This window comes from Novosphingobium clariflavum (genome assembly GCF_026420865.1).
Taxonomy (GTDB): domain Bacteria; phylum Pseudomonadota; class Alphaproteobacteria; order Sphingomonadales; family Sphingomonadaceae; genus Novosphingobium; species Novosphingobium clariflavum.
Genome location: NZ_JAPCWC010000006.1, coordinates 197,385 through 210,053 on the forward strand (window position 1 = coordinate 197,385; position 12,669 = coordinate 210,053).

Annotated in this window: 12 protein-coding genes; 7 read left to right on the forward strand and 5 right to left on the reverse strand. The window is 64.5% G+C overall.

The features are described 5' to 3' along the window. The first annotated feature begins 2 nt into the window (after positions 1-2). Genes OKA11_RS10650 through OKA11_RS10660 form a run of 3 tightly spaced genes read left to right on the forward strand, consistent with a single transcriptional unit; the run spans position 3 to position 2,704 of the window. Positions 3-782: a type III pantothenate kinase gene (locus OKA11_RS10650; protein ID WP_267220155.1), complete on the forward strand. Its 780-nt coding sequence runs from the start codon at positions 3-5 to the stop codon at positions 780-782. Continuing rightward, entirely contained in the window at positions 779-2,404 is a 1,626-nt protein-coding gene (locus OKA11_RS10655) for a ribonuclease J (protein ID WP_267220156.1), read from the forward strand. Before OKA11_RS10650 ends, OKA11_RS10655 begins: the two co-directional genes overlap by 4 nt. 9 nt (positions 2,405-2,413) lie before the next feature. After that, positions 2,414-2,704 (forward strand): DUF1467 family protein, encoded by a 291-nt coding sequence (locus OKA11_RS10660; RefSeq protein WP_207078436.1) that lies wholly within the window; start codon positions 2,414-2,416, stop codon positions 2,702-2,704. Between the two features lie 47 nt (positions 2,705-2,751). Here OKA11_RS10660 and OKA11_RS10665 read toward each other — a convergent pair whose 3' ends face one another. Next, positions 2,752-5,343, reverse strand: a complete 2,592-nt coding sequence (locus OKA11_RS10665) for an ATPase (RefSeq protein WP_267220157.1) — start codon at positions 5,341-5,343, stop codon at positions 2,752-2,754. A 126-nt stretch (positions 5,344-5,469) separates the two neighbouring features. On the opposite strand from OKA11_RS10665, the gene OKA11_RS10670 reads away from it, so the two are divergent. Further along, entirely contained in the window at positions 5,470-5,772 is a 303-nt protein-coding gene (locus OKA11_RS10670; RefSeq protein ID WP_267220158.1) for an Hpt domain-containing protein, read from the forward strand. 34 nt (positions 5,773-5,806) lie between these two features. Here the strand turns inward: OKA11_RS10670 and OKA11_RS10675 are convergent, their stop codons facing one another. Then, positions 5,807-6,040 (reverse strand): hypothetical protein, encoded by a 234-nt coding sequence (locus tag OKA11_RS10675; protein ID WP_267220159.1) that lies wholly within the window; start codon positions 6,038-6,040, stop codon positions 5,807-5,809. 63 nt (positions 6,041-6,103) lie between these two features. On the opposite strand from OKA11_RS10675, the gene OKA11_RS10680 reads away from it, so the two are divergent. From OKA11_RS10680 to OKA11_RS10690, 3 genes are all read left to right on the forward strand, one after another. Then, positions 6,104-7,057 (forward strand): hypothetical protein, encoded by a 954-nt coding sequence (locus OKA11_RS10680; RefSeq protein WP_267220160.1) that lies wholly within the window; start codon positions 6,104-6,106, stop codon positions 7,055-7,057. Between the two features lie 86 nt (positions 7,058-7,143). Continuing rightward, positions 7,144-8,046: a hypothetical protein gene (locus OKA11_RS10685; protein ID WP_267220161.1), complete on the forward strand. Its 903-nt coding sequence runs from the start codon at positions 7,144-7,146 to the stop codon at positions 8,044-8,046. After that, positions 8,046-9,422 (forward strand): sensor histidine kinase, encoded by a 1,377-nt coding sequence (locus OKA11_RS10690; protein WP_267220162.1) that lies wholly within the window; start codon positions 8,046-8,048, stop codon positions 9,420-9,422. Before OKA11_RS10685 ends, OKA11_RS10690 begins: the two co-directional genes overlap by 1 nt. A gap of 100 nt (positions 9,423-9,522) precedes the next feature. Here OKA11_RS10690 and OKA11_RS10695 read toward each other — a convergent pair whose 3' ends face one another. The 3 genes from OKA11_RS10695 to gltX all read right to left on the reverse strand — a co-directional run bounded on the left by OKA11_RS10695 (position 9,523) and on the right by gltX (position 12,650). Next, entirely contained in the window at positions 9,523-9,744 is a 222-nt protein-coding gene (locus tag OKA11_RS10695; RefSeq protein ID WP_267220163.1) for a hypothetical protein, read from the reverse strand. 154 nt (positions 9,745-9,898) lie between these two features. Then, the gene (locus OKA11_RS10700) at positions 9,899-11,182 is read right to left on the reverse strand and encodes a citrate synthase (protein WP_267220164.1); all 1,284 of its coding nucleotides are present in this window, start codon (positions 11,180-11,182) and stop codon (positions 9,899-9,901) included. A 13-nt stretch (positions 11,183-11,195) separates the two neighbouring features. Further along, complete coding sequence (gene gltX / locus OKA11_RS10705) at positions 11,196-12,650, reverse strand: glutamate--tRNA ligase (RefSeq protein ID WP_267220165.1); 1,455 nt, start codon at positions 12,648-12,650, stop codon at positions 11,196-11,198. Positions 12,651-12,669: the final 19 nt, after the last annotated feature.

Genomic DNA, 12,669 nt, shown 5'->3' on the forward strand with positions numbered 1-12,669 from the left:
CCATGCTGCTCGCGATCGATGCCGGCAATACCAATGTCGTTTTCGCGCTGTTCGAAGGGCGCACGCTGCGTGGCCGCTGGCGAATTGCGACCGATCCGCGCCGGACGGGCGACGAATATGCGGTCTGGCTGATGCAGCTCTTGTCGATCCGCGGGGTCGATCCCAAGGGTGTCGAGACGATCATCATCTCGACCGTGGTTCCGCGCGCACTGCACAATCTTGAAATTCTCTGCCGCCATTACTTCGATGTCGAACCGCTGATCGCAGGGCGGGGCAAGGCGGAGTACGGGATCGATATCGATGTCGATCAGCCCAGTTCGCTGGGCGCAGACCGCGCCGTCAACGCCATCGCCGCGCATGAGCGCCATGGCGGCGACCTGATCGTGGTCGATTTCGGTACGGCGACGACATTCGACGTGGTGGACTATCACGGTGCCTACAAGGGCGGTATCATCGCGCCGGGCATCAACCTTTCGCTCGATGCGCTGGTCGGCAATACCGCGAAACTGCCGCGCATCGCGATCGCCGTGCCGGAAGGCAAGTCGGTGATCGGCCGCAATACCGAAGACCAGATGCTGATCGGTGTGTTCTGGGGCTACGTGGCGATGATGGAGGGCCTGATCGCGCGCATGCGGGCCGAAATCGGCCGCCCCGCCAAAGTCATCGCCACGGGCGGCCTTGCCGTGCTGTTCGACGAGGCGACCGATATTTTTGATGCCGTCGACGCCGATCTGACGTTGGAAGGCCTTGTTATTCTCGCCGAAAGGGCTGCGAAGAAGTGATTCCGGGTAACGAACTGCTGTTTTGTGCGCTGGGTGGGTCTGGCGAGATTGGCATGAACGTCAATCTCTACGGCTGCCAGGGCAAGTGGCTGATGGTCGATCTGGGTATGACCTTCGGCATGAACGAGTACCCGGGTGTCGATCTGGTGTTTGCCGACCTCGAATTCATCGAGGATGAGCGGGAGAACCTGCTCGGTATCGTGCTGACCCACGCCCATGAAGACCATATCGGCGCAGTGCCCTATTTCGCCGAGGAACTGGGCGTGCCGATCTACGCGACGCCCTTCACCGCGCGCCTTGTCGCGGCGAAGCTTGAAGAAGCGGGCATTCTGGGCGAGGTCGAACTGATCGTGGTCGAGGACCTCGAACGGTTCGAACTGGGGCCCTTCGGCATCCGCTATGTTCCGCTGGCGCATTCGATTGCCGAAGGCAACGCGCTGCTCATCGACACGCCTTACGGCAAGATCTTCCACACCGGTGACTGGAAGCTCGACGACGAGCCGCAAGTCGGCACGCCGGCGACCTCGCAGGAACTCAAGGCCATCGGTGACGAGGGCGTGCTGGCGCTCGTCTGCGATTCGACCAACGTGTTCAATTCCAAGGCTTCTGGCTCTGAAGGGGAAGTCTATCGCGGCCTGCTGGAGGAAGTGAAGAAGCATCGCGGCAGACGTGTGCTGGTCACGACCTTTGCGTCCAACGTTGCGCGGCTGCAGACGCTGGGTGAAGTCGCCCGCAAGACCAACCGCAAGCTATGCGTGGCCGGGCGCTCGCTCGACCGCATCATCGAAACGGCCAAGGCCAGCGGCTATCTCGCAAAGTTGCCTGAACTGGTCGATCTCGACACCGCAATGGATCTTCCGCGCGGCGAGGTGCTGATCGTGGCGACGGGCGGGCAGGGCGAACCGCGCGCGGCCTTGGCCCGGATCTCCGAGGGCAACCACCCGATCAAGCTGGAAGCGGGCGATGTCGTGCTGTTCTCCAGCCGCCAGATCCCGGGCAACGAGATTCCCATCGGCCGGATCCAGAACCGCCTGTCGGATGCGGGCATCGTCATCGTCACCGATCGCCAGAGCATGATCCATGTCTCCGGACACCCGGGACGGCCGGAACTCGAAGCGCTTTATGGTTGGCTGCGGCCGGACATCCTCGTGCCCGTTCACGGCGAGGTCCGCCATATGCGCGAGCAGGCTCGTCTCGGCCTTGCCAGCGGAATTCCTAAGGCGATCTTCCAGAAGAATGGCGACCTCGTTCGCCTGGCGCCCAGCCATCCCGGCAAGTTCGGGGAAGTGCGCTCCGGCCGTCTGGTGCTCGATGGTGACATCATCGCGCCGGCTGATGGCGATGCCATGGTGATGCGCCGCCGGATGTCCTTCAACGGCGTGGTTTCCGTCGCTGCGGATCGTAAGGGCCATGTGCAAGTGGCCGCCATCGGGCTTCCTCTGGACGAGGACTATCCCAAGTTTGTCGAGGAAGCACAGCGGGATGTGACGGAGGCGCTGTCGCGCGCCAGGAAATCGGACCGCGAGGTGCGTGTGGAAGCCGCGCGGCTCGCTGCGCGGCGGGCGGCGACCCGTTGGTCGGGCAAGAAGCCGCAAGTGCAGGTTCTGCTGCTGGAGGATTGAGCGATGGCCATGCAATGGACTTCGATGGTGGCGATCTACGGCCTGTTCTGGGTCCTCAGTGCGTTCCTCGTCATGCCATTCGGCCTTCGTACGCCTGACGAAGTGGACGGTTACCGGGTTGCGAAAGGCCATGCTACCAGTGCCCCGGTCAATTTCCGTCCGAAACGCATCGCCAAGCGCGCGACGGTGCTGGCGGTGGTCCTCTTCGGGCTCTATTACGCCAATTATGCCGAGCAGTGGATCACGGTGGACCAGCTCAATCTGTTGGGACGGCCACCGGTCGAGGATCTGGGATACTGACTGAAGAAAAAAGGGCCCCGGAAACGGGGCCCTTTTTCGTGAAAGTGTCAGCTGCGCAGGCGTTCGATGCCCTGTGCTAGCGCCACGTAGAGCTTGCCCATGTCGGAAGAGAGCAGGGTGACGCCGAGCGCATTGCCGTCGCGGGTGGATAGCACTTGGCGCAGGATCGCTTCGAAATCGTGGATGTAGCGGCTGACATGTTCGCGGAAGGCTTCGTCGCGCTCGAACAGTTGCTGGATCGATTTGACTTCGCCGGCATCGAGCAGGGTGACGGCGCGGCGGGTGAAGATGCCGCGGTCACCGCGCAAGTACGCGGCCCAGGCGGTGTCGGCGACGTCGGAAGAGAGCGATGCGGCGATGTCGATAGAATTGGAATTGAGCGATTCGGTGATGAGTGCCACCCGGCGCGCAAAGTCGTTATCGACTTGTTCCGCCGCCCGCTCGCGTGCGTGCGTTACCCGGTTTTCCAAGTTGCCGACCAGTTCGTCGACCTTGGCAAGCTGATCGCGCAGCTGGATCGTTGCCTCGCGCGTGGCGCCGGAGGCGTGGGCGACGGCCTGATCGAGTTGCCCGGTCACTTCCGCGACGCGTTGACGCATCGCCTTGTCGATGGCGAGAGCGCTTTGCTCACCAAGATCGTTCGCGACCCTGGCGATCCTTTCTGCACTGTCGGTTTCGATCGTGCCGATGGCATCGGTGATTGCCGTTTCCAAGGCTGTGATCGAACGGCGCAGTTCGCCATCGGCCTTGCCTGCGGCCTCGCCGGTGGCGATTTCCAGCGCAGCGATAGCCTGCCGCAATTCGTCGAGCAGGACGCCGTGGGCCTTGCCGCTGCGGCCAAGGTCGTTCTGAGCCAGGGACAGTTCCGCTGCGAGTGCGGTCAGGTGCTTGCCGGCGGCCTCGATGTCTTGCGCCAGGGCGCTGCCGTTGGCCGTGGATGCCTGCAGGCCCTCGAGCACCGAGGCGACCCCCATTTGCAGGCGGTTCAGGCGATCCTCCGACACTGCCAGGGCTTCGGGGAGGTCGTTGTGGGCATAGCGGGCACTGCCCTGGATCAGTTCGAGCAGGCGAACGCTGGATTCGGTGAGCTTGTCGACGTCGCCATCGGTTGCGCTCAGCGTGGCGCGTGCGGCCGTCAGGCGGTCGGTCAGAGCGGAAAGACTTGCCGCCAGGCGACCTTCGATGGCTTCGCTGCTCGTCGCCACGCCGGCGAGGCGCTCGGTGTAGCGGTCCAGTTCTGCGGTGATCGCGTTGGCCCGCTCCGAGACGGTGGCCGATTGCAGGCGGTGGCGCTCGAGCCGTTGCGAGATCTCGCTGTCCAGTTCGCCCAGCATGGCTTCAAGGCGGCTGATGGCAGCGCGTTCCTGCTCGGCCTGTCGGTCGAGGCGCTGCGCGGATTCTGCGTTGAGCCGCTCGCTGCGCGCCGCCAGCGATGCGTCGAGCTTCTCGCTGTCTCTCGACACGGCTTCGAGGGCGCTGCGCAAGGCGCCGATGGTGGCTTCCTGGGTCTGGCCGATGCCGCGTGCGACTTCGCGTTGTTCGTCCTCGAGTTCTTCGAGCGCCTTGCGCCAGGCTTCGGCGGCACGGCCTTCGCCGTCACGCAGCGCGCGCGATACGACATCGCTTTCCTCGCGCAGGGCGACGAGGCGCGCGCGGAGCGAGGTCAGGCTTTCTTCCTCGTGGCGGTCAAGCTGGGCGCGGGTGTCGGAAATCTCGGCCTCAAGCGCATCGGCGCGCGTGCGGATGCCGGCAAGTGCTTCGACTTCGTGGCGCTCGAGTTCCGTGCGGAAGGCAAGGCCGCGCTCGGCCAGGGTGCTGAAGCGCTCGTCCGCGAGAGTGCCCATGCGTTCCGATTGCGTGGTGAATTCGTCGATGGCGGTGGCGATCGCCTCACGCAGGCGCCAGACCTGCCGTTCGCTGGCGGAACCGAACTCGTTGAGGCGGTTGAAGCCGTTGATCATGTCCTCAAGCTGGACATGGGCGGCGCGGCCCGCGTTGCCGATGTTGTTGGTGACGTCCTTGGCGGAGCTGGCGATGACCGGCAACTGGCTGCGCAGCTTCTCCATGTTGTCGAGCGCCGAGACGCTGACGTCGCTGATCGTTTCGATGCGGCTCCCGTTATCGCGGATCAGGTCCTGCAGTTGACCGGCATTCTTGGAGAGCCGGTCGGCGGCGATGCGCCCCAGGGCTTCGAGGTCGCGGGACTGTGCTGCCACGAATTCGCGGGCCAGGCTGAGCTCGCGGTTCACCGCCGTAAGGCGCCGTTCGAGGTCGGCGGATTCGCGCGAGAGCGTTGCCGCGACATCGGCGAAACGGCGGCTTTCGCGGGCGCTGTGGCGCATGACCAGCAGCCAGACGAGGCCGATCAGAAGGAGCGGCACCGCCCAAGTGGTAAGAGCGGATGGCAAGGCGGAGAACGGCAGGAAACCGAAGGCGGGCCACTGGGACCAGATGTAGACGCCGGTCCATGTCGCGGAAGCGAGCCCGGCGAGCACCGGGGCGAGCCAGTCCTTGCGCTGCCGGTAGGGGACGATGGCCCTGCTTTCCCGCGCCGAATGCCGGTCTTCCCTGGTGGGGGAGGAGGCCGGAGCGGGATCCGAGGGCGGCGTATCTGCGCCCTCGGTGGTTTCGTTTTCCATGCGACCGTCTTCGCCGTGGTTCGCGTCGAACGCGATGATCCTGTTTTCCCCAGCCATGGGCGCAGGATAGCATGTGCGATGCGGCAATAAACCCCGTATTAACCCCTTGCTCATTATGCTGGGGAAATGGCTTATGAACCCGGAGCTCTGGAAGCGACAATCGCGGCGGCAGCAGGCGGAGATTCCGAACTTTTCGCGGAATTGCGCGCTTCCTATGCCGAGAGCGTGGCGCGGCAGATCGATCTGCTCGCCCGGGCGCGGTGCGACGGCAACTGGCATGTCGCGGCGATGCGGCTGAAGGGGCTGGCCGCCAGTTTCCATTCCAATACCCTGCTGGAGCTTGCCGAACAGGCTCTGGATGCGGCTCCGGGCGAGCCGGTCGTGATCCGGCAGTTGCGGACCTATCTGGAAGAGTTTTCCGCCGGCTGATCGCCGGCGCGCTTGGCACCCACGTCCCCTGTGCTTACATGATGGCGCTTGAACGTTGTCGGGTTGCTGGAGGTTTTTCAAGCTGCGTATTGCCTTGCTCGCCATCACGGAGCCTGCACTTGCCGGGCAGCCGCGTCCGCGCGCGTTCCTGCGTGTCGGCGGCGCGACGCTTGCGCAGCACCAGCTTGGCCTGGCGCTTGCGCTCGATTGCCAGCGGGTGATCTGCGTTGCACGCGGTACCTCGCCCGAACTGATCGCGCTTCAGCATGCGGCGGAGAACGCTGGGCTCCAGTTCTACATATCCACCGGTTCACGCCCGCTTTCGGGTCTGGTGACCGCACAGGACGAGCTTGTTGTCGTCAACGAGGGGCTTTTTGTCGATCCGGCCAGCGTGGTTCCCTGTTTCGACGGTACGACGCCTGCGGTTCTGGTGCAGCCTGTGGAAGGGGCGCTGACCGAAGGGTTTGAACGGATCGACCTCAACCGCGCGGGTGCCGGCGTCATGCAGATACCGGGCAGGCTGGTGGAAAATCTGCACGAATTGCCCTCCGACTGCGATGTGCCTTCGGGCTTGATGCGGATTGCCCTGCAATCGGGCGTGGCGATGCGCGAAATTCCCGCGCCCGCCAGGACCGCGGCGAATTGGCGCATGGTTCACGACGATACCGAAGCGCATGGTGTCGAGATCGAATGGCTGAGGGCGCGTTTCTCGCAAGTGCAGGGCGGGGGAACGGGCGCGGCCATTGCACGTCACGGGGTGTTGACCTTCGGTTCCTCGCTGCTTCATGCCGGCAACGCGAGCAATGTGCTGAGTGCGGCCGTTCTGGTCGCATTGTCGATATCCGGCGGGCTGGCGTGGTTCGGGGCCAGTCTCTTCGGGTTCCTGCTGGTAGCGCTGGCGGGAGTACTGGTGGAAAGCAGCCGGCTGCTGCGGGCGGCGGAACGCCAGTCCCTCGGACAATTGCCACCGGCCATTCCGCGTGCCGATGCCCTGGGGTGGCTTGTCGATCTGGCCCTGGGCGGACTCATGCTGGCAAGCGTACCGCGGCTGTTCGGGGAAACGCTGTTGTCGTGGCTGTTTCCGCCGGTGATGCTGATCCTGCTGATGACCCTGGTTCCTCGCGTGGTGGCGGGTGGTCCGGTGCGGCTTGCGGGAGATCGCGTGCTGATCGCACTGGTACTGGCGTTTGCCGCTGCTTTCGGGCAGGTTGAACCGGTTGTTGAAATCATGGCGGTTGCCCTGGTCATTGCCGGAATGGCGCTACCGCTGCGTCGGCAAGGATAACCGGAGCTTAACCAGGGGCAAGGTAGACGGGACGGATGTTAGACAATGCTGTCCATCCCGCCGGCGTCGAAGACGCCGAGGCCGTGATGCGAGCCGAGCTCGCACGCGGGGATGCCTTGGCGGGCAATGTGCAGCCGGTCCTGCGTCACTTGCTGTCGGCGCACGACGCCCCCTTGTTCAGCGATGAGGTGCTGGCGCGGGTGCGCGGCATGTTTGCCGATCTCGCACGCAATCTGCTGACGGCCGCGAATGAGGCGTCGCCGAGCGCGGGCGTCCGGGATCCTGGCGGGACAGAGCATGAACTGCTGGTGCGGGCCTTGATGGACAGGCGGGAGCTGCTTCTGCACGTTCACGCCCTGGCCATCGAATGGCTGCTGACTGATCGGCTGCAGGCACGCGCCGCGCTGGATCCGGTGGTGTCGCCGCTGGTCCAGTCCCTTGTCTCGGGCGATGATGAGGCTGCCCAGGCATTGGCGATGACATGGCTGGCCGCGCAGGCGCGGTGGAGCCAGGCGCAGCGGCGCATGGGCTTGCCGTTTACCGAACTTCCCGGCGAACTCCTGCATGGTGCCCGCCTTGCCTTGCGCTCGGTGCTGGCGGGAAGTGCGCAGCGCGCTAACGCTGCGGAGGCCGCCATCCGCACGCGTTATGACGAGGGAAGCAGCCGCCTTGGCCTTGCAGCAAGGCTGATCATGGGCCTTGGCCGGGATGCCGGTGTGGCCCTGGCGCTCGACAGGGCTGGCCTCGGGCTGTTTCTGACAGCGCTTTCGTTGGCCTCGGGGCAGCCGCGCGACGTGCTCGCGCTTTCCACGCATGAGCCGCAGATCGCCCGTTTCGTGCTGGCCTTGCGGGCGGCAGGCCTGACCGCGGATGAAGTCTCGCGGCAGATGCTGACACTTCAGCCCGGCATCGTCGTGCCCGACGGATTAGCACAGATCGGCTCCGATCTGGCCGGCGCCATCCTGGCGACGGGGCGTTACGGCGGCTGATGTTGGCACCGGGAAGCATCTTGGCACGAGCCGAATGCGACGCGCAGGATGTCCTGAAGCGCGTGGACGAGCCGCTGTCCGGGCTGCAGCAGCGTTGCGGCGGGGATATTCCCGGCGTCATCGCCATACCCGAATTGCTCGAACTGGTGCGCAAGGCTCGGAGCTACGGTTTCCGCCTAGCCCGTGCGATCGCCGCGCAGGACGGTGTCGAGGCGGTGACCGCCTGGGTCGAGGTCGAGCCCCAGGAAAACGGCCAGTGCGAGATCCTTGTTCGTCACTGGCAGGCGATCCCGCTGGTTGCCGAAGACGCTTCGGCAGCAGACCTGCGGCGCACGGCGATCGACCGGCATCTGGCCGAATTGACGGCAAGGCTCGACAGTGCCCAGCGTGTTCTGGCAGTCGATTGTGAAAGCGCCGAACTGTCTGCTGCCGCGCAGTCGATGGCGGCAGGACTGGGGCGTCCATGGACGGAGTTTCTGCCTCCTGAAAGTGTCACCCACAAGCAGCCGCTGCACTGGCGCCTGCTGGACGGTACGCGTGTCGTCGTCGCCGGGTCGGAGCGTCCCTGGCGAGTGAGCCTGGTGCCGCAGTTGCAACCAGGGTTCGAGCCGGGCGGTTTCGAATTGCTGCTGGTTTCCGATGTTCCTGCATCCGAAACGGTCGGCACCGTCCCGGTGGCGGAGCATTTTGCCCGCCGCAGTCTGGTCGGGCAGGATCTGGCGCCGGTCCTGCGTCAGCCGATCGCGCGAATCATCGCGAATGCGGAGACGATCCGCACGCGCCTCGCCGGGCCCTTGCCCGACGCTTATGCGGAATATGCAGGCGAGATTGCCGGGGCCGGCAAGTTGCTGCTTGGGCTGCTCGAAGACCTTGCCGATCTTGAAGCCGTCGAGGCGGATAGTTTCTCGACGGCGCCGGACCGGATCGACTTGTCCGAGGTCGCGCGGCAGGCTGCCGGGATCCTCAACGTGCGGGCGCAGGAAAAGGGCATTTGCGTCGAGGCGCCGCACCCCGCGGAAGAGCTGCCCACGATTGCCGAGTTCCGGCGGGTCTTGCAGATCCTCCTGAACCTGATCGGCAACGCCATCCGCTACTCGCCCGAGTGTTCGCAGATCTGGATCCGCCTGGCATCCGAAGGCGGGCGCGCCCGGGTAACGGTAGCGGATCAGGGGCCGGGGCTGGCGGCTGAAGACCAGAGCCGCGTCTTTGAGAAGTTTGAACGGCTTGGCCGTAACGGCGACGGCGGATCAGGGCTGGGCCTGTATATTTCACAGCGACTGGCACGGGCGATGGGCGGTGATCTCTCGGTCGAGAGTGCGCCAGGGCAGGGGGCCCGCTTTACCCTGGAGTTGCCGCTGGACCGTCCGGCCGGCTGAGGACTTGCTCGTCGGCGCCGCTACGTGCGGCAGGGCTACGTGCGACAGGTGCCCGCCGGGCCAGTTGAAGTTCCTGAACGAACCCGAAAAGGATGGGCTGTCATAGTCCGTTCTTGCTGCGCCCGTCGGCGCGATACGCCAGCCAGACCAGGATCAGGCCCACGCTGACCATGACGGCGCCGCGAATGGCCCATCCGCGATCGTCGAGCATGAAGCTGTTGGCCGGCCAGAGCAGCAGCCCGGTACCCTGGCATACCCATAGCAAACCGCATGCCACGGCCAGCGCGCCGAAAGCGTAAGCAAGGATCTTGAGAAACAGCATAGTCGCGACTCGCAGTGGTTCGACGGTGCTTTGCGACAATGTTGCGGCAAATTTGTGGCCACTGCAAATCGGAGTGGTTGATGCGCAACGAAAAAGGCCCCCGCTTGCGCGAGGGCCTTGATCGGGTACCGGGATTGCTCGCGGTATCGTGCGATCAGCGCTGGGCGATCGGCACGTAGTCGCGCTGCGTCGGGCCGGTGTAGAGCTGGCGCGGACGGCCGATCTTCTGGCCTGGATCCGAGATCATTTCGTTCCACTGCGCGACCCAACCCACGGTGCGGGCAAGGGCGAAGAGCGCGGTGAACATCGTGGTCGGGAAGCCGATGGCCGAGAGGATGATGCCCGAGTAGAAGTCGACGTTCGGGAACAGCTTCTTTTCTGCGAAGTACGGATCGCTGAGGGCGATCTCTTCGAGGCGCAGGGCGGTTTCGAAGAGCGGATCGGTGACCTTGAGCGCGTCGAACACTTCGCGGACGGTCTTCTGCATGACCGTGGCGCGCGGGTCGTAGTTCTTGTAGACGCGGTGACCGAAGCCCATCAGGCGGAACGGATCGTTCTTGTCCTTGGCGCGGTCGATGTAGTGCTGGATGCGGTCCGGGGTGCCGATTTCCTTGAGCATGTTGAGCGCGGCTTCGTTCGCGCCGCCGTGGGCAGGGCCCCAGAGGCAGGCAATGCCGGCCGCGATGCACGCGAAGGGATTGGCGCCCGACGAACCGGCGAGGCGCACGGTCGAGGTCGAGGCGTTCTGCTCGTGGTCGGCGTGGAGGATGAAGATGCGGTCCATCGCCTTTTCGACGGCGGGGATCACTTCATATTCTTCCGCCGGCACACCGAAGGTCATGCGCAGGAAGTTGCCGGTGTAGCTCAGCTTGTTGTCGGGATAGACGAAGGGCTGGCCGACCGAGTACTTGTAAGCGGCAGCGGCGATCGTCGGCATTTTGGCGATGAGACGGTGCGAGCTGATCTTGCGGTGCTCGGGATCCGAGATGTCGGTGGAGTCGTGGTAGAACGCCGAAAGGGCGCCGACCACGCCGCACATGATCGCCATCGGGTGGGCGTCACGGCGGAAACCGCGGTAGAAGTTCGCCAGCTGCTCGTGGAGCATGGTGTGGCGGGTGATGGTGTTTTCGAAAGTCGCCAGTTCGTCTGCGTTCGGCAGTTCGCCGTTGAGCAGCAGGTAGCTGGTTTCCATGAACGACGAATTCTCGGCCAGCTGGCCGATCGGATAGCCGCGGTGCAGAAGGACGCCCTCGTCACCGTCGATATAGGTGAGCGCGCTCTCGCAGCTGGCCGTCGACGTGAAGCCGGGGTCGTACGTGAACTTGCCCGTCTGGGCGTAGAGCTTCCGGATATCGATTACGTCCGGACCGACACTGCCCTTGAGCACGGGATAATCGAATTCCGTGCCACCAGCATTCAGTTTGACCTGATCACCCACCAGTTATTACTCCTTATATGTGCGACCCGGTCGTGGCGTCTGCCTGCTCGCCAATGCGAGCAAGGCTTTCGTCCCGGCCGAGCAGTACCAGTACGTCGAAAATGCCCGGAGAGGTCGTCTGACCCGTCAGGGCAGCGCGCAGCGGCTGCGCGAGTTTGCCGAGGCCTAATCCCAGCTCCTCGGCCATTGCCTTCAGGCAGGCTTCCAATGCCTCGAGGTTCCAGTCGGAAACCCCGGAAAGACGCTCGTGGATGCCGGCAAGGCGCGAGCGCGCCTCGTCGGTCAGGAGCGCCTGCGCCTTCTCGCTGAATGAGAGGGGGCGCACGGCGAACAGGAAGGCCGCGCCTTCTGCAAGTTCATTGAGGTCCTTTGCCCGGACCTTCAGGACAGGCATGGCCTGCGCGAGCAGCGCCATGTCGGGATTTTCGTAACCGGCCTTGGCGAGGCGCGGTGCGACCAGATCGGCAAGGCGGGTGTCGTCCGCTTCGCGCAGATAGTGGCCGTTGAGATTCTGCAGCTTGGCAAAGTCGAAGCGCGAGGGCGATTTGCCCACGTCCGCCATGTCGAACCATTCCACGGCCTGTTCGCGGCTGATGAATTCCTCATCGCCGTGACCCCAGCCGAGGCGCAGCAGGTAATTGAACAGCGCTTCGGGCAGCACGCCCATCTCGTCGCGGTAGGCATCGACGCCCAGCGCGCCGTGGCGCTTGGAAAGCTTGGCGCCGTCCGAACCATGGATCAGTGGCACGTGACCATAGACCGGCACGTCCCAGCCCATTCCGTGAATGATGACGAGCTGGCGGAAGGCATTGTTGAGATGATCGTCGCCGCGCAGCACGTGCGTGACACCCATGTCGTTATCGTCGACCACGACCGCGAGCATGTAGGTGGGCGTGCCGTCAGAGCGCAGGATGACGAAGTCGTCGATTTCCTCGTTCTTGACGGTGACTTCGCCCTGTACGAGATCGGCGATCGTCGTCTCGCCTTCGCGCGGTGCCTTGATGCGTACGACGTAGGACTTGTCGGCCGGCCAGGTCGACGGATCGGCATCGCGCCATTCGCTGTCGATTCGGAACGGGCGGCGTTCTTCCTGCGCCTTCTGGCGACGCTCAGCCAGCTCTTCGGGCGTCAGGTAGCAACGATAGGCGTGGCCGCGCGCCATGAGTTCGGCCGCGACTTCGGCATGACGGTCCGAGCGGGCGAACTGGAACACGGCGGGCTCATCGCCTTCGAGACCAAGCCAGGTCAGTCCGTCGAAAATGGCCTCGATTGCCGGCTCCGTCGAACGGGCGCGGTCGGTGTCCTCGATGCGGAGCAGATACTTGCCACCGTGGTGGCGGGCGTAAAGCCAGTTGAAAAGCGCGGTACGGGCGCCGCCGATATGCAGGAAACCCGTGGGCGAGGGGGCAAAACGAGTGACGACGGCTTTCTTTTCCGTCTGTCCGCTCGATGCACTGCCGCTTGCCATTGTTATTACCTTCCGTCCT